Source organism: Xanthomonas sp. BRIP62411, from assembly GCF_003993525.1.
GTDB lineage: Bacteria > Pseudomonadota > Gammaproteobacteria > Xanthomonadales > Xanthomonadaceae > Xanthomonas > Xanthomonas euroxanthea.
This window is the reverse complement of sequence record NZ_QEZI01000013.1, coordinates 154,354-169,596: the sequence shown is the minus strand read 5'-3', so window position 1 is coordinate 169,596 and position 15,243 is coordinate 154,354. Positions and strand designations below refer to the sequence as shown.

General features: G+C 66.0%; 17 protein-coding genes. 11 read left to right on the top strand and 6 right to left on the bottom strand.

Features of this window, described 5'->3' with window-relative positions:
* Positions 1-308: 308 nt before the first annotated feature.
* A complete protein-coding gene (locus EO139_RS12045; protein WP_010374782.1) occupies positions 309-485 on the bottom strand; it encodes a hypothetical protein in 177 nt (58 codons plus the stop codon).
* Between the two features lie 383 nt (positions 486-868).
* Here EO139_RS12045 and EO139_RS12040 point away from each other — a divergent pair, with 383 nt between their 5' ends.
* A complete protein-coding gene (locus EO139_RS12040; protein ID WP_104584887.1) occupies positions 869-2,428 on the top strand; it encodes an EAL domain-containing protein in 1,560 nt (519 codons plus the stop codon).
* A 236-nt stretch (positions 2,429-2,664) separates the two neighbouring features.
* Here the strand turns inward: EO139_RS12040 and EO139_RS12035 are convergent, their stop codons facing one another.
* Together EO139_RS12035 and EO139_RS12030 are read right to left on the bottom strand one after the other, a co-directional pair.
* Complete coding sequence (locus EO139_RS12035; RefSeq protein WP_104584885.1) at positions 2,665-3,789, bottom strand: acyl-CoA desaturase; 1,125 nt, start codon at positions 3,787-3,789, stop codon at positions 2,665-2,667.
* A 9-nt stretch (positions 3,790-3,798) separates the two neighbouring features.
* On the bottom strand, positions 3,799-4,875 hold the full coding sequence (locus tag EO139_RS12030) for a ferredoxin reductase (RefSeq protein ID WP_126970800.1): 1,077 nt from the start codon (positions 4,873-4,875) through the stop codon (positions 3,799-3,801).
* A gap of 93 nt (positions 4,876-4,968) precedes the next feature.
* On the opposite strand from EO139_RS12030, the gene fabR reads away from it, so the two are divergent.
* Together fabR and EO139_RS12020 are read left to right on the top strand one after the other, a co-directional pair.
* Positions 4,969-5,616 (top strand): HTH-type transcriptional repressor FabR, encoded by a 648-nt coding sequence (gene fabR, locus EO139_RS12025; RefSeq protein ID WP_104584881.1) that lies wholly within the window; start codon positions 4,969-4,971, stop codon positions 5,614-5,616.
* Between the two features lie 482 nt (positions 5,617-6,098).
* Positions 6,099-6,911 carry a hypothetical protein gene (locus EO139_RS12020; protein WP_119129785.1) on the top strand — a complete coding sequence of 271 codons (813 nt, stop codon included), beginning with the start codon at positions 6,099-6,101 and terminating at the stop codon, positions 6,909-6,911.
* 115 nt (positions 6,912-7,026) lie between these two features.
* On the opposite strand, the gene EO139_RS12015 is transcribed toward EO139_RS12020, so the two are convergent.
* From EO139_RS12015 to EO139_RS21440, 3 genes are all read right to left on the bottom strand, one after another.
* Positions 7,027-7,896 carry an alpha/beta fold hydrolase gene (locus EO139_RS12015; protein ID WP_126970798.1) on the bottom strand — a complete coding sequence of 290 codons (870 nt, stop codon included), beginning with the start codon at positions 7,894-7,896 and terminating at the stop codon, positions 7,027-7,029.
* Complete coding sequence (locus tag EO139_RS12010) at positions 7,896-8,996, bottom strand: DUF3182 family protein (RefSeq protein WP_126970796.1); 1,101 nt, start codon at positions 8,994-8,996, stop codon at positions 7,896-7,898. Before EO139_RS12010 ends, EO139_RS12015 begins: the two co-directional genes overlap by 1 nt.
* Before the next feature lie 108 nt (positions 8,997-9,104).
* The gene (locus EO139_RS21440) at positions 9,105-9,281 is read right to left on the bottom strand and encodes a hypothetical protein (RefSeq protein ID WP_164739817.1); all 177 of its coding nucleotides are present in this window, start codon (positions 9,279-9,281) and stop codon (positions 9,105-9,107) included.
* Positions 9,282-9,687: 406 nt separating this feature from the next.
* On the opposite strand from EO139_RS21440, the gene EO139_RS12005 reads away from it, so the two are divergent.
* From EO139_RS12005 to EO139_RS11970, 8 genes are all read left to right on the top strand, one after another.
* On the top strand, positions 9,688-9,969 hold the full coding sequence (locus EO139_RS12005) for a hypothetical protein (RefSeq protein ID WP_104584871.1): 282 nt from the start codon (positions 9,688-9,690) through the stop codon (positions 9,967-9,969).
* Between the two features lie 28 nt (positions 9,970-9,997).
* Positions 9,998-10,264 carry a hypothetical protein gene (locus EO139_RS12000; protein ID WP_164739826.1) on the top strand — a complete coding sequence of 89 codons (267 nt, stop codon included), beginning with the start codon at positions 9,998-10,000 and terminating at the stop codon, positions 10,262-10,264.
* Between the two features lie 93 nt (positions 10,265-10,357).
* Positions 10,358-10,951, top strand: a complete 594-nt coding sequence (locus EO139_RS11995; RefSeq protein WP_104584867.1) for a DUF4142 domain-containing protein — start codon at positions 10,358-10,360, stop codon at positions 10,949-10,951.
* Positions 10,952-11,152: 201 nt separating this feature from the next.
* Positions 11,153-12,040 (top strand): TIGR01777 family oxidoreductase, encoded by an 888-nt coding sequence (locus tag EO139_RS11990; protein ID WP_104584954.1) that lies wholly within the window; start codon positions 11,153-11,155, stop codon positions 12,038-12,040.
* Between the two features lie 148 nt (positions 12,041-12,188).
* Positions 12,189-12,854 (top strand): response regulator transcription factor, encoded by a 666-nt coding sequence (locus EO139_RS11985; protein WP_126970792.1) that lies wholly within the window; start codon positions 12,189-12,191, stop codon positions 12,852-12,854.
* Positions 12,851-14,035, top strand: a complete 1,185-nt coding sequence (locus EO139_RS11980) for an ATP-binding protein (RefSeq protein ID WP_126970790.1) — start codon at positions 12,851-12,853, stop codon at positions 14,033-14,035. Before EO139_RS11985 ends, EO139_RS11980 begins: the two co-directional genes overlap by 4 nt.
* A 120-nt stretch (positions 14,036-14,155) precedes the next feature.
* Positions 14,156-14,446: a hypothetical protein gene (locus EO139_RS11975; RefSeq protein ID WP_119129984.1), complete on the top strand. Its 291-nt coding sequence runs from the start codon at positions 14,156-14,158 to the stop codon at positions 14,444-14,446.
* Positions 14,447-14,505: 59 nt separating this feature from the next.
* The gene (locus EO139_RS11970) at positions 14,506-15,168 is read left to right on the top strand and encodes a DUF3313 domain-containing protein (protein WP_126970788.1); all 663 of its coding nucleotides are present in this window, start codon (positions 14,506-14,508) and stop codon (positions 15,166-15,168) included.
* Positions 15,169-15,243 lie beyond the last annotated feature (75 nt).

Sequence of the window (15,243 nt, the reverse complement as noted above, 5' to 3'; positions counted from 1 at the left end):
TTGTTGGGGGTGTCCGGGGTGTGCGCGGCCGGCGTTCCATCGCAAGCCGGGCAGCGGACAACCCCTCAACACGCAACCTACAAACGTCTCATCTGCCCGCCGCACGCCGACTGGCAGGAACGCGACCGACCGATTTACCGGTGCGGTAGCCCGGCCGGTTACGGGACCCCTGGCGGCATGGGTGCCGCCAAGGACTCCTAAGGATGGACTGCCTGTCCTGCAAGCAGTGAGGGCACGCGCCCTCGGACCTATCCGCGCCTCCGACGCTCCGGCATTGAACGACTGCGCAGACCGGACTGCAGCCCGACTCAACCGTTGAGCGTGCCCAGATCCTTGGCCGCAGCCTGCGCGCCTTCCAGGCTGTCGAAGGCAACACCGGTGTCGCCGACCACGTACTTGGTCAGCTCGCCATCGCGGGTGGTTTCCTGCATCTTGAAGATCGGCACTGCATCGGTGCCGCCGACGCGTTCTTTCTGCGTTGTCATGGTGATTCCTCCAGGGAGAGTGCCTTGCACGGAGCCGGATGGCGCCGCGGCTCCCACGCGGGAGCACAGACGACCCGACCCTAGCGCGCCGTCTGGTGCAGGGGCGTGAATCCATTGACGAGGCCGATTCCCACGGCGCCCGGCACCATCATTTGCAGAAAATCACATCCGCTTCGCCCCGCGGACGCGCGCAACCCACGCGTCTGTCGTACATTCGCGACGTGCAGCCTCATCAGTCCACCGTCACTCTCTCCACCGTCTTGCCGCGGCATGCCCGCGTGCGGTGCAACTACGCCGCGCCGTTCGTGGGGCGATGCATGTCAGCGCTGCCCTGCGCGGGTTGTCGTGCGTGAGCACGCCTCCCCGCAGATGTGGGTGGTGAGGTGAAGCGTCAACGCATCATCAGTGTGACCGTGTTGCTGGTGCTGCTGTGCGCAACGCTTCCGATCAGCCTGTCCTACTACCTGGCATGGCGGCTGGCGCTGGACCGCGAGGAAGGCAAGCTCGCGCAACTCGCGGCATTGTCGATCCGGCGCACCGAAACCGCCTTTGACGAGGCACACGGTGCGCTCTTGAGCATGGGCGCATCGCCGCTGCAGCCGTGTTCCCAACCGCATCTGGCGCAGATGCGCGCGCTGGTGCTGGCCAGTCATTACATCGTCGAACTGGGCTACCTCCAGCAGGGCCGGCTGCGCTGCACCTCGTGGGGCCCATCGCCGGAGGTCGTGGCGCACACCGCTGCCGACTTCGTGGTCAAGCGCGGCATCGCGGTCACCACGCGGTTGCGCCCGCTGGCCAATCCGCACCACCCGCTGATGGCCTTGCAGTTGCGGGACTACAACGTGCTGATCAATCCGACCACGCTGACCGACATCAATCTGCCGCCCGGCCTGCAATTGGCGATTGGCACGCCGGACGGCCAGATACTTAGCAGCACCGGCACCGCCGCAGAGCAGCTGCTGATCGCGCTGCCGACCGCTGCATCCGGCACCGGGCCGGACGCCCAGGCATTGTCCGGCCGCGACCGCCGCGGCGACTGGGCCGCGGTCGTCACCGAGCCGGTGGCCTATCTGCGCGGGCCGCTGGCGGCTGCACGGCTGCAGGTGGTACCGGTCGGCATCGCGCTGGCGCTGCTGTTGGTCAGCCTGGTGATCTGGGTCTCGCGGCGGCGGTTGTCGCCGCTGGCGCGGCTGGAAATCGCCGTGCAGCGCAACGAGTTCGTCGTGCACTACCAGCCGATCATCGCGCTCGACACCGGCGCCTGCGTCGGTGCCGAGGCGCTGGTGCGCTGGCAGCAACCCGATGGCGTGTTGATCCCGCCCGATGCCTTCATCCCGCTGGCCGAAGAGAGCGGCCTGATCCTGCCGATCACCGATCTGGTGGTGGCCGAAGTCATCCGCGACCTCGGCCCGACCCTGGCGACCGACCCTTCCCTGCACGTGGCCATCAATGTCTCAGCCGACGACATCAAGAGCGGCCGCGTGCAGACCGTGCTGGCCCGGGCGCTGCATGGCACCAACGTGGACAGCGGGCAGTTGTGGGTGGAGGCGACCGAACGCAGCCTGATGGACATCGAAGCGGCGCGCACCACCATCACCCACCTGCGCGGTGCCGGCCACACGGTGTCGATCGACGACTTCGGCACCGGTTATTCGAGCCTGCAGTACCTGCAAGGCTTGCCGCTGGATGCGCTGAAGATCGACAAGTCCTTCGTGGACACCATCGGCACCCACTCGGCCACCAGCGCGGTGACCTCGCACATCATCGACATGGCCAAGACGCTGCAGCTGCGCACCATCGCCGAAGGCGTGGAACGGCAGGAGCAGCTGGACTATCTGCGCGCGCACGGCGTGGACCTGGCGCAGGGCTGGCTGTTCTCGCGCGCGCTGCCGGCCACCGGCTTCATCGCCTACCACGCGCTGATGCGCGGCGGCGCGCACTGACCAGCGCCGCTACGGCGTCAACACCAATTTGGAGCCGTGACGACCAACCGGGCAAGGCGATCAAGGCACGGCAATCAGCGGGATGGCACGCACGGCCTGCTCGAATCGCGGCCAAGACGGTTCGCCTGTGCCGAAGGCAACGAGGTCGCACGCCGACCAGGCGCACGCTCGTGTGGCAGCCAGGCCGGACTGACTGGCCCGACAAGAAAAAGGGCCGCCAGTGGCGGCCCTTTCGATCAGGCGCCTTGCAGGGCACCTTCGCGTTGGCGACGTACCGGCCTGGGCCGGCTCGGGAACGCATGCCGCACAATCCGCCACATCACCTGGCCGAACTGACGCGGCAGCGAGCCGGTGTTGTAGTGCTGGCCGTAGCGCGCACAGATCTGCTTCACCTCGACCGCAATCTGCGCGTAACGGTTGGCCGGCAGGTCCGGGTAGAAGTGGTGCTCGATCTGGTGGCTCAGATTGCCCGACAGCACGTTCATCAGCTTGCCGCCGGTGAGGTTCGAAGATCCCCGCAGCTGACGCAGGTACCAGTGACCGCGCGACTCGTTGCGGATCGACTCCTTCGGGAACACTTCCGCATCGGCGGTGAAGTGACCGCAGAAGATGATCACGAAGGTCCAGATGCTGCGCAGCACGTTGGCGGCCAGGTTGCCCAGCAGCACGGTCAGGAAGAACGGGCCAGCCAGCGCCGGGAACACGATGTAGTCCTTGAGCATCTGGCGGCCGATCTTGCGGCCGACCGGCAGGAACGAGGCGCGCAACTCGGCCGCCTTCATCTTGCCGGCGAACCAGCGGCCCAGGCGCAGGTCCTGGATCGCCACGCCCCATTCGAACAGCAACGCGAACACCACCGCAATGAACGGCTGCAGCAGGTAGAACGGGCGCCAGCGCTGCTCGGGGAAGATGCGCAGCAGCCCGTAGCCGATGTCGTCGTCCATGCCGCGCACATTGGTGTAGGTGTGGTGCTTGAAGTTGTGCGTCTTGCGCCAGTTGTCGCCGGTGGCAACGATGTCCCACTCGTAGGTGTTGCCGTTGAGCTGCGGGTCGCCCATCCAGTCGTACTGGCCGTGCATGACGTTGTGGCCCAGCTCCATGTTCTCCAGGATCTTGGACAGCGTCAGCAGCACCACACCGGCGATCCACGCCGGGATCAGCACGCTGTGCACGAACGCGCCCAGGAACAGCAGCGCGCGTCCGGCCACGCCGGTCCAGCGCACCGCGGCCACGATGCGGCGGATGTAACGCGCATCGGCGGCGCCGACCTGGGCCTGCACGCGGGCGCGGATGGCGTCGAGTTCGTCGCCGAAGGACTGCAGTTCGGCAGCGGACAGGGCGCGGTTGTGGACTCGGCTCATGAGGATTCCTTACAGATCCAGGATCAGGTCAGTGCTCGGGGCACTGATGCACAGGCGGACCTGTGCGGTGGGTTCGTTGCTGCGCTCACCGGTCAACAGGTGACGCGTGGTGCCGGCCTGGCGCGCGCAGGCGCAGCTATTGCAGATGCCCATGCGGCAACCGTGCTTCGGCCGCAGGCCTTGCGCTTCCAGCCCCTCCAGCAGCGACTGGCCGCGCGGCAGGGTCAGCGTACGGCCGCTGCGTGACAGCTGGACCTGCACCTCACCGGCTTCGCCGTCGTCCAGCACCGGCACGCTGAAGGCTTCGGCCTGGAACGCGGCCACGCGGCCCTGCAGGCGCGCGCGCGCTGCCTGCACGAAGCCGCCCGGGCCGCAGACCATGACGTGGCGGCTGGAGAGATCGGCGACCTGCTCCAACGGGTAGCTATCGATGCGCGCAGCCGGCGTGGCGCCTTCGCGGGTGGTCAGCAGGCGCACGCGCAGGCGCGGATGTGCGGCGGCCATCGCCTCGAATTCCTCGACGAAGCAGGCTTCGTCGCGCTGGCGCACCCAGTACAGCAGGTCTACGTCCATCGGCATGCCGGCCTGCGCGGCGGCCTGCAGCAGCGCGCGCATCGGGGTGATGCCCGAGCCGGCCGCCAGCAGCAACAGCGGCGTCGGGGCGGCCGGCAGCAGCATGTCGCCGAAGGCCGGATCCAGCGACACCACCGTCCCGATCGGCGCATCGCCGGCCAGGTAGCGGCTGACCAGCCCGCCCTCGATCGCCTTGACGGTGATCGCCAGGCGGCCATCGGCCAGCACGGTCGGGCTGTAGCTGCGCAGCAGGCGGCGGCCGTCGATCTCCACGCCCAGGCTCACGTGCTGGCCGGCCTGCAGCCCCTGCCAGTGGCCGTTGGGCCGCAGCACCAGGGTCACCGCGTCGCGGCTGGCCGGCGTGCGCGCGACCAGGCGGGCCATTGGCCGTTCCAGGGTCCACAAGGGGTTGAGCCGGGTTGCCCAGAAATCGAACAACTGCGGCGACACCAGCCGGCGCGCCAGGCGCGTCGGCAACGGGGACTTGGACTTGGGGTCGGATGCCAGGTTCATGGATTGCACTATACGCATGCATGCACAGCCGTGTATACAGTTGTATATCGATCAGAGGAGCTATGATTCAGGCCCACGCCCGGCTACCGCCTCATGACCTCCATCGCCCTGCCTTCCAACGACGCGCCGCCGTCACGCAAGCCGGCGATTTCACGTGAGGATCTGATCGCCGCGGCACTGTCGCTGATCGGACCGCACCGCAGCCTGTCCACGCTGAGCCTGCGCGAAGTGGCCCGCGAAGCCGGCATCGCGCCCAACAGCTTCTATCGCCAGTTCCGCGACATGGACGAACTGGCGGTGGCCCTGATCGATCTGGCCGGGCGTTCGTTGCGCACCATCATCGGCCAGGCCCGTCAGCGCGCCACCTCCACCGACCGCAGCGTCATCCGGGTATCGGTCGAAGCCTTCATGGAACAGCTGCGCGCCGACGACAAGTTGCTGCACGTGCTGCTGCGCGAAGGTGCGGTGGGCTCGGATGCGTTCAAGCAGGCGGTGGAGCGTGAGCTCAGCTATTTCGAAGACGAGTTGCGGGTGGACCTGATCCGCCTGGCCGCCGCCGACAATGCCAAGCTGCATGCGCCGGCGCTGGTGTCCAAGGCGATCACCCGGCTGGTGTTTGCGATGGGTGCGGTGGCGATGGACTCGCCGCCGGAAAAAGACCCCGAACTGATCGAGCAGATCTCGCAGATGCTGCGCATGATACTCACCGGTGCACGCACCTTGGGCACGCACGGCGGGTGAGCGTGGCTTGACGCTGGAAAGCCACCGGTCTGTCTCGCGTTGACCGGTGACGCATGCTCGCTTCGATCGATACGCCTGGCTGATGGCCTACGCATCAAGTCGCACGCATGCGCTGTCGGTGCGTCAATGACCTGCGCGCAGTATGGGGGCGCAGTCCACGAGCATAGCCACGCCAGGTGCATGCAAGCGCCTGTGCATGGAGATCGGCACATGCCGCGTTTTGCGCAGACAACCGAGCATGGCGATCGCTGAAACATCGGCAGTGCCTGTTTGTCTTCACAGGCATCCAAACACCTGCAAGGCGATACGGTCGTACGTCTATCTCCTATATCGACCAGCCTCATCCATGGCGGCGAATGCACAGTTCAGTCTTGTCGCGGTGGTGCTCACATCCAAGCACACGCGTTTCACTCCTGGCTGGCCAAGGTGGGCCACGTTCGCGATCTGCTCGACAGACGCACCTACAGGCACACGGAGACGACATGAGCAACCACGACACCCCTCTCGACAAGCAGGAACGCAAGGCCGAAGCGCAGGATCTGAACCGCGATCCGATCTCAGGTGCACCCGGTTCGCATCCGGTCGGTGTGGGTGTGGGCGGCATCGCAGGCGGTGCTGCTGCCGGTGCGCTGGCCGGCACCGTGTTCGGTCCGCTGGGCACGCTGATCGGCGCGGCGGTTGGCGTGGTGGCCGGTGCCGCGGCCGGCAAGGGCGTGGCCGAGCGCCTGGACCCGACGGTGGAAACCGAATACTGGCGTCAGGAGCACCAGAACCGTCCTTACTACAAGGAAGGCACTGACTACGACCGCGATTACGCCACCGTCTACGGCTTTGGCCTGCAGGCGCGCGAAACACGTCCGACCAGCACCTGGGAAGAAACCGAGGCCACGCTGGCTGGTGAATGGCCGCGCAATCGCGGCGAATCGCGTCTGGAATGGGAAGAGGCACGCCTTGCCGCGCGCGATGCCTGGGAGCGTGCCGATCGCACGCATAGCGTCTATCGCGAGGGCGATACGCATTACCAAGGCCGTTTCGACAGCGCGAGTTATCGCGACGCCGAATATTCCTACGACGATTATCGCCCTGCCTATCGTTACGGCATGCAGGCACGTCAGCAATATGTCGGCCGCCAGTGGGACGACCATCTGGAACGCGACCTGGGCGATGGCTGGGACCGTTTCAAGTCCAACTCACGCCTGAGCTGGGAAAAGGCCAAGCATGCCGTGCGCGAAGCCTTCGATTCGGAGAATCACGATCAGGCAGCACGTCGCAATCCGACCGACCCGCGCGTCTAAGGTGTCGCGGCCTGGCACCAGGCCACGCTGATGTGTGAAAAAGAGCGGGCCCGATGGGCCCGTTCTTCATTGTCGAAAACACTAGCGGTTACGCTGACCTCGTTGCGTGGACGACTCAGCTGGAGCTGTTTTCCACGGCACGGATGTCGCCACGAAATTCGCGCGCGCCCTGCCCGGGCGATGACACTGCATCGCCCTGTTGCTGCTTGAGCATCTGCTTGCGTGCGGCCACCACTTCCTTGGCCAGGGCGATGCGCCGGCCAACCACCATTTCGGTCAGCCAGTCGATCAGGGTCCGCGTGTATTCCTGCTGGTGTTCCTTGATGCTCAATGCGTGATCGGCACCGGCAATCACCCGCGCGCTCAGCGAGCGCGCATTGACGAAGGCATTGGCATAATTGCGCAACACCGGATGCGGCACGATCACGTCGTGTTGCGCCTCCACCAGCAGCACATCGCCCTTGTAGTCGGCACAGGCCGCCAAGGCGATATTGTCGTCCGGGGTCAGCACGCGCTGCCGGTATTCCATCAATTCCGTATCGGCATTGAGGCTGACCTTGGGGCGATCCCAATGCTCGTCCTTGTACAGCGCAGGCGAGCGTAACGCCAGCCATTCCACCGGGCGTTCGCGCGTCAGCAAGGCGGACAGGTAGCCACCGTAGCTGAGCCCGACCACGGCGATCGATTGCGGGTCGACATACGGCAGGCCGGCAAGCTGATCGTAGGCCGCCTTGATGTCGTCCAGGTTCTGCGCGCGTGTCACGCTCTGGCGCATGGACGCATAGCCTTCGTGGCCACGCAGGTCGAAGGTCATGCAGATGCAGCCCAGGCCGACCGCTTCGCGCGCGCGCACCAGGCTGTGATGCTGGCTACCGCCCCAGCCATGCACGAACAGCACGGCGGGAATGCCGGTGGGCGTGAGCAAGGTGCCACTGAGTTCGTCCTGGTCGACCGGGATCTGGATGCTGGAAAGTTTGGCTTCCATTACGTGGTGGATACCCTCCTGTATTTGAAGCGCGGACCCGGCCCAGGGCGTTCGGCGCGGTAGTAGATCTGCGCATCTGCGGGCGGTTCGCCCTGATAGATCTCGTGCGTGGATGCATGCACCCAGCGCAGGTTGGCATCGTCCTGAAAGCTGCCAATCGCGGCGAGCTCGGCCGGTGTGGCGCCGCCGACGCGCCAGGATTGCTCCAGCACGCCGCAGACCGCACCGTTCCTTCCATCGTCGCCGCTGACCACATCGTAGTTGCGCCGCGAGATGTGCAACCCAGGATAGGCGGCGGTGATGAATCGATCGTATCTGCAGGCTTGCGCGACCACACGCTGTTGCAGCGGCGGTAGCGCCGTCACGGCCAGCGCTTCGAGCGATCCGCGATACACATGCAGCGATGAGCCGCCATAGACGTCCTCGTCCTGCGTATTGCGCACGCTGCATTGGGTGCCGTAATAGGCGATCTGGACGCCGGCAACGCATAGCTCGCCCACGCTATGTGTCACCGGCTGCAGGATATTGCGCTCCAGGACCGCGCCATGCGTGCCCAGATAGTCCTCCGGCAAGCTGTCCAGCACCTGCGTCAGTTGCGCTGCATCGGCAATACGCCACTGGCCGTTGCCACCCACGCCGGTCGGCAGCTTGAGTCGCACACCGCCATCCGGCAGCAGGGCCTGCAGCGCACGCAGGGCATCGGTGCGCGAAAACACGGTATAGCCCGCCAACGTGGCCGGAATTAGCGCGGTGGCCAGTGCCTGGTTCCATCCGGGGACGCTGGCTGCCTGCTCGGCAATCAGCGGGTGGCCGATCACCTTGGTTGCGAGGAAGGCATGCGGCACGATGCCGCCCAGCAAGTCCGCAGCGTCATCGATGCCCAGTCCATGCGCCTGTTCCGACGTCAGGGTTTCATCGGGCACATGAAACACGGTCTCGGCAACCACGTGTCCGGAGGCGGCGCGATGCCCTGCGCCGCGCACGCCCAGCAGCCGTGCAATTTCGCGACAGACCCACGCATGCGTGGCACGCTCATGACCATCCTCGGGCACCGGCCGAGTGACATGCCCCACGACCCGGCAGTACTGCTTGTGCGCCATCACGTCTCCCCTCGCAGCGTCGAACCGCGTGCCGTTGCTGGCTTTTCAAGCAGTTGAGACCCGCGCAGTCGGTGATGCAGCGCTACGCCGGCGCCGGAAGAACCCGGCTTACTTCAAGGTCAGATAGAACGCAAACACGATCACAAGGACGACGATCAAGCTGATGGCGACACGTCCCCCACGCAACTCCACCAAGGCATGCCACCACACACGTGCTTCCGAGGTGCCGCTGGCGGCTTGCGGCTTACGACTGCTTTCGCTGTCCTGCATCCTGAGTACTCTCATCTCCATCATGTCATCCCACATCCTAAGCATCAGACGTTACACAAGTGTGGAACGATTCAGAATCTTCCGTAAATTGCGGCATTGCGCGCATGTTTGTCCCGACATCATCGCAACGATCGCCCGATACACGTGGCAATGGGAACTCGCCGAACGTAGACCTTTCGAAAGGATGCAATCGATTGCTGACGGGTGCTCACCGCTGCGCTATGACTTGAATCGCCGATGCACGCTGCAGACTGCAAGACCTGCATGACCTGCATGACCTGCATGTCATGGCGCAAACGAAGCTGACCAGTTAAGCACGCGCTGCTGCGATTCGGCCAATAGTCGGGTTCGATGATCATCCGTTGACACAGCCACGGTTACCCTGCGTGTCAAGTTTGTTTAACCCGGACCACGCGAAGTCATGAGCAGAGACCCATCCGTCATCGATGTACAGGCCGAAATCGCGCATTGGCAGGCGCGTCACGCGCAGGGCAACCTGGGCGCAGGCAAGTTCAGCGAATTGTCCCCGGTGGTGAAAATGGCCTGCGATATCTATCTGCAGGCACCGCGTTCGAGCGATCAGGAACGTCTGCGCCTGTTTCGCGACCGCCTGGAGCATCATTTCATTTCATCCAGCACGCAGTCCAATTACGAGCAGTTGGCGACCGATTGCTGGCAGCGGTTAGGCAACCGCAATAGTTGAGCAAGACCGTTCCTCATTGGAGAGCATCATGAAAACCCCGTATCAAGTGCAGCAGGAGCTGGAGCGATTGGAGCGGTTGGTTCCGCACATCGTCAGCGACCAGGGCGACCGCGCGGAGGACATCCTAGGCTTCCATGTCGCCAGCTTGCTGGGCAGTGCCCCGGTCAGCGAACACGCGTTGATTCGCGAACGCACCGCACGCATGGCGCGCGTGTGCCGCACCGCGCAGGATACGGTGCGCACGCCGGCCAGATCGTTAGGCCTTGGCGCAGTCGTCCAACCGCAACTGGCCTGATTGGCAGGCACGATCCACGCATCACCGGAGCCGCGTAGCGGCTCCTTTGCATTTCACCGTCGGCAGTGTTGGCCGCCTCTTCCCAGGACCTCCATGAAATCCCTTCTTGTCGCGACATCGCTCCTCGCCATGCTTTCCCTTACCGCCTGCGATCGCCCCGGCGGCGATGCGTCGCGGACTGCGCCGGCAGTGTCACCCGAACCGACTGCTGCACCGGTCTCCGGGACTGGTGCCACCGAACTGGCCAAGGGCGACGCCGCCGTGCTCGGCGTGTTGGTGGCGCTGGATGAAAACGAGATCGCGCTGGCCAAGCAGGCCATTGCCCAGGATCTGGGCGGTGCGACCGATACGTTCGCCAAGCAGCTGCTGCACGACCACGAAGCCAACCTGGAAAAGAGCAAGGCGCTGGGTGCCACTGACAGCCCCCGTGCCGATGCCATGCGCGCCAAGGGCAAGGCGGCAGTGGACGCACTGGCAAAGACCGCGACCCTGCCCGATGGCAAGGACGCCTACCGCAATGCCTTCATGCGCACGATGGTCAGCGACCACGGCGACACCATCAAGATCATCGATGCCGAACTGCTGCCCGCCGCCGAAAGCGCGCCGGTCAAGCAGCACCTGGAAGAAAGCCGGCGCGTGGTGTCGGCGCACTTCGAGCGGGCCCACGCGGTGTCCTCCTCGCGCTGAGCCTGGTGCACCGTCTGCAAGCATCCAACGCGCCGGCCTGTCCGGCGCGTTGGCGTTTGGGCCTTGCCGATCGAGCGCGCTGTCCACCCGGCCGCCGTCCTGGCGCCACGCGGCGACCGCCACGCATGCGGCAGCGACTTCACCCTGCAGCAGGCAGCGCTGGCCTATCGTGCCGCATCGATTCGGCGCAGGAGTGTCCCCATGCAGTTGCTCATCACCGGCGGCACCGGCTTCATCGGCCAGGCCTTGTGTCCGGCACTCCTGCAGGCCGGGCACCAGGTCAGCGTGCTGACCCGCGACCCGCGCCGCGCCGGGCGCAGCCTGCCCGGCATGACCGCGGTGGACACGCTGGACGGGGTGCGGGCCGATGCGGTCATCAACCTGGCGGGCGAACCGCTGGCTGCCGGTCGCTGGACTGACGCGCGCAAGCAGCGCTTCCGGGCATCGCGCCTGGGCATCACCGGCCAGCTGCATGCCTGGATCGCGCAGCAGCCGGCCGAACAGCGCCCGTCGGTACTGATTTCCGGCTCGGCGGTGGGCTATTACGGCGAGCGTGGTGACAGCGTCCTGACCGAGGCAGACCCTGCCGGCGACGATTTCTCCGCGCAGCTGTGCCGCGACTGGGAAGCCGAGGCGGCCAGCATCGCCGCACTCGGCCCGCGCGTGAGCTGGGTGCGCACCGGCATCGTTCTCGACCGCGACGGCGGCGCCCTGGCCCGCATGCTGCCGGCGTTCCGTTTCGGTGGCGGCGGCCCGTTCGGCGATGGCAGGCACTGGATGAGCTGGATCCACCGGGCCGACATGGTGGCCTTGCTGCTGTGGTTGCTGGAGCACGGCCAGGGCGGTGCCTACAACGCCACCGCACCGACCCCGGTCACCAATGCCGAATTCGCGCGCACCCTGGCCCACGTGCTGCATCGCCCGGCGCTGCTGGCGTTGCCGGCCGGCCTGCTGCGACTGGGCTTTGGCGAGATGGCCGAGCTGCTGCTGATCAGCCAGCGCGTGCTGCCACAACGCGCCCTGGAGGCCGGCTTCCGCTTCCGCTATGTGCGCCTGGACGAGGCGTTGCGCGCCATCCTGCAGCACTGACCCGCGCGTTGCCCGGGCGGGGCCTTGCACACGGGGCGGGCCGCCGGCCGCGCTGCGACGGCCGTTAGCCATGCACTAATATTTGCCTAACGACCATCCCCGACAGTGCTGCCGATCTCGGACTGGCCCCGGGCCCGGCGGAACACCTATGCACCTGCTCCTTGTCGAAGACGACACCATGCTGGCCAACGCGATCTGCGATGGCGTGCGCCAGCAGTCCTGGACCATCGACCACGTCGGCAGCGCCAACGCCGCCAAGACCGTGCTGGTGGACCACCGCTACACCGCGGTGCTGCTGGATATCGGCCTGCCGGGCGAATCCGGGCTGACGGTGATCCGCTTCATGCGCGGCCATTACGACGCCACGCCGGTGATCGCACTGACCGCGCGCGGGCAGCTCACCGACCGCATCCGCGGCCTGGATGCCGGCGCCGACGACTACCTGGTCAAGCCATTCCAGTTCGACGAGCTGATGGCGCGGCTACGTGCAATCACCCGGCGCAGCCAGGGCCGGGTGGTGCCGCTGCTCACGCAGGGCGATGTCTGCATGGACCCAAGCAGCCGCAAGGTCACCCGCGACGGCAAGTGGGTGGCGCTGAGCGCGCACGAATACCGGCTGCTGCTGGCGCTGATGGAACGCGCCGGGCGCGTGGTCACCAGGGACCAGCTGGAAGAAGGCGTCTATGGCGGCCCGTGCGAAGGCGGCAGCAACATGATTGCGGTGTACGTGCACCAGCTGCGCCGCAAGCTGGGTGATGCGCTGATCTCCACGGTGTATGGCCAGGGCTACATGGTCGGCAAGGCACCCGAATGAAATCGCTGCAGGCGCGCATGCTGGCGGCGCTGGCCGCAATCGTGTTGCTGAGCTGGTGCACCTCCCTGTGGATCCTGGTCGCCCTGGTTACCCAGGGCCATCACAGTGTGTTCGAGCAGGAACTCAACATCTTCGGCGACCAGCTGATCGGCGCCCTGCCCGACGCGCTGGAGCACCGCTTCGATACGCAAGCCGAGCCGCAGGCTGCGCTCGACGCGCGCGCGCCGAGCGGCAATGTGTCCTCGCGCATGAGTTTCAAGCAGACCCTGATTGCGATGGTGCTCAACACCGTGCAACTAGGCGTGCTGGGCCTGCTGGTGTGGTGGGCGGTACGCACCGCGCTCGCGCCGCTGCGCGCCATTTCCAGCGCCATTGCGCAGCGCACCGGGCTGGACACCGAACCGGTGCCGCTGGCGCAGGTGCCGGAGGAGATTCGCCCGCTGATCGGCTCCTTCAACTCCCTGCTGGCCCGCGTGGAAAAGACCGTGCAGGCCGAGCGCGATTTCGTGGCCGATGCGGCGCACGAACTGCGCACGCCGCTGTCTGCGCTGCATGCCTATGCCGAGGTCGCGCTGCGTGCGCCCACGCTGGAGGCCAAGGACGCGGCGCTGCAGCAGCTGCTGGAAACCGCACGCCGCAGCAATCGGCTGGCCGCGCAATTGCTGGATCTGGCGCGGCTGGATGCAGGCATCAGTTCGGCGGCGTACCGGCAGGTGGACATGGGCGAGTTGATCTCGCATGTGCTGGACGAATTCAGCGTGCAGGCCGACGCCCGCCACATCACTCTGCAGGTGGAGGCATTGCCGTGTCTGTTGCGTTGCGATGTGGATGCGGTGGGCATCCTGATCCGCAATCTGGTCGACAACGCCATCCGCTATGGGCGCCTCCATGGCACGGTGGAAGTGAGTTGCGGCTACTGCCTGCGCGCCGATGCGCTGCATCCGTTCGTGCAGGTCAGCGATGACGGCCCCGGCGTACCGGAGAGTGCCCACGCGTCCATCTTCGAACGCTTCTACCGGGTTGCCGGCAGCCAGGTGCAAGGCAGCGGGATCGGGCTGTCGCTGGTGGCCGGTATCGCGCGCCTGCACGCGGCCACCATCGAAACCTGCGAAGGCCACCAGGGCCGCGGCCTGTGCGTGCGCGTGGTGTTCGCCGGCGAAGGCGTGCGCCGCACTGGCTGAACGCAGGCGGCGCGCGGCGATCGCCTATCGACTATCGCCTGTCGTTATCGCCCAAGCCAATAAGTTTCCAACACCCACTGCCTACAGTGCACTCACCGCATGCATCCAGGATGCCTGGTGATGGTCAACTCGATCCGTTCCACCCCGCTCGTCCCCGCCGCCGTCGCGCTGCTGGCACCACACGCGGCCGCCAACGACAGCGCCATCCCTGCCGCCGTCGCCAACGCGGCACTACGGGAATTCCGCTGTGGCCGTACCGGCACGCGCAATCGCGACATCTGGCGCGCACTGCCGGATATCCGCAGCGCGCGCCAGGCACGCCGGCTGCAGCGCTGGGCCAACGGCGGTGTGTTGTTCACTGCCGCCGCAGTGGTGTTTGCGCTGGCGGTGGCCAGTTATCTGATGCATTGAGCGCGCGGCCCCGCTCGCGCGTGCTTGTCCCTATCTGCTTCCTCTCCAGGTATTTGCCCATGTCGTCGTATTCCCTTGTCCGTTGCTGCGCGCTGCTGGTTGTCGGCGTGACGCTGATCGGTTGTGCCAGTACGCGCCCGATGCCGTACAGCCAGTTGCCATCTTCAAGCTATCTGCGCCCGCACGTTGGCAGCCGCGGTGACCGCATGCCGTACGCCTACCAGGGCGCGGTGGATTGGACACGTTACCGCGCCGCACTGGTCGAGCCGGTCAGCATCTATCGCGGTCCCGACGCGCAATTCGAAGACGTGCCCGAGCAGGACAGACGCATGCTCGCCGATTACATGCAGCAGGAGTTCGGCGTTGCGATCGGGCAGCGTTGGCAACGCGCGACAGTGGCCGATCGCGACACCTTGCGCGTGCGCATCAGCCTGACCGGTGCCAAACCCAGCAAGCGGGTGCTGGGCACCTTCATGAAGGTGGATCTGGGCGGCGGTTCCTACAACGCGGTGGAGGCCGCACGCGGCAAGGAAGGCGCGTTTTCCGGCTCGGTCAGCTACGCGGTGGAAATCTTCGACGCGCAGAGCAACCGCCTGCTCGCCGCCTACGTCGAAAAACAGTATCCGAGCGCAATGAACATCAAGGCCAGCCTGGGCGCCTACGACGCTGCGAAGGCGGGGATCCGCAAGGGCGCCGAGCAGTTGGTCAAGGGAATGGACTAGCTGGGATGCGGGATTCGGGATTCGGGATTCGGAATCCGGGATTGGAATAGGGAATAGGGAATCGGATTATCGGAA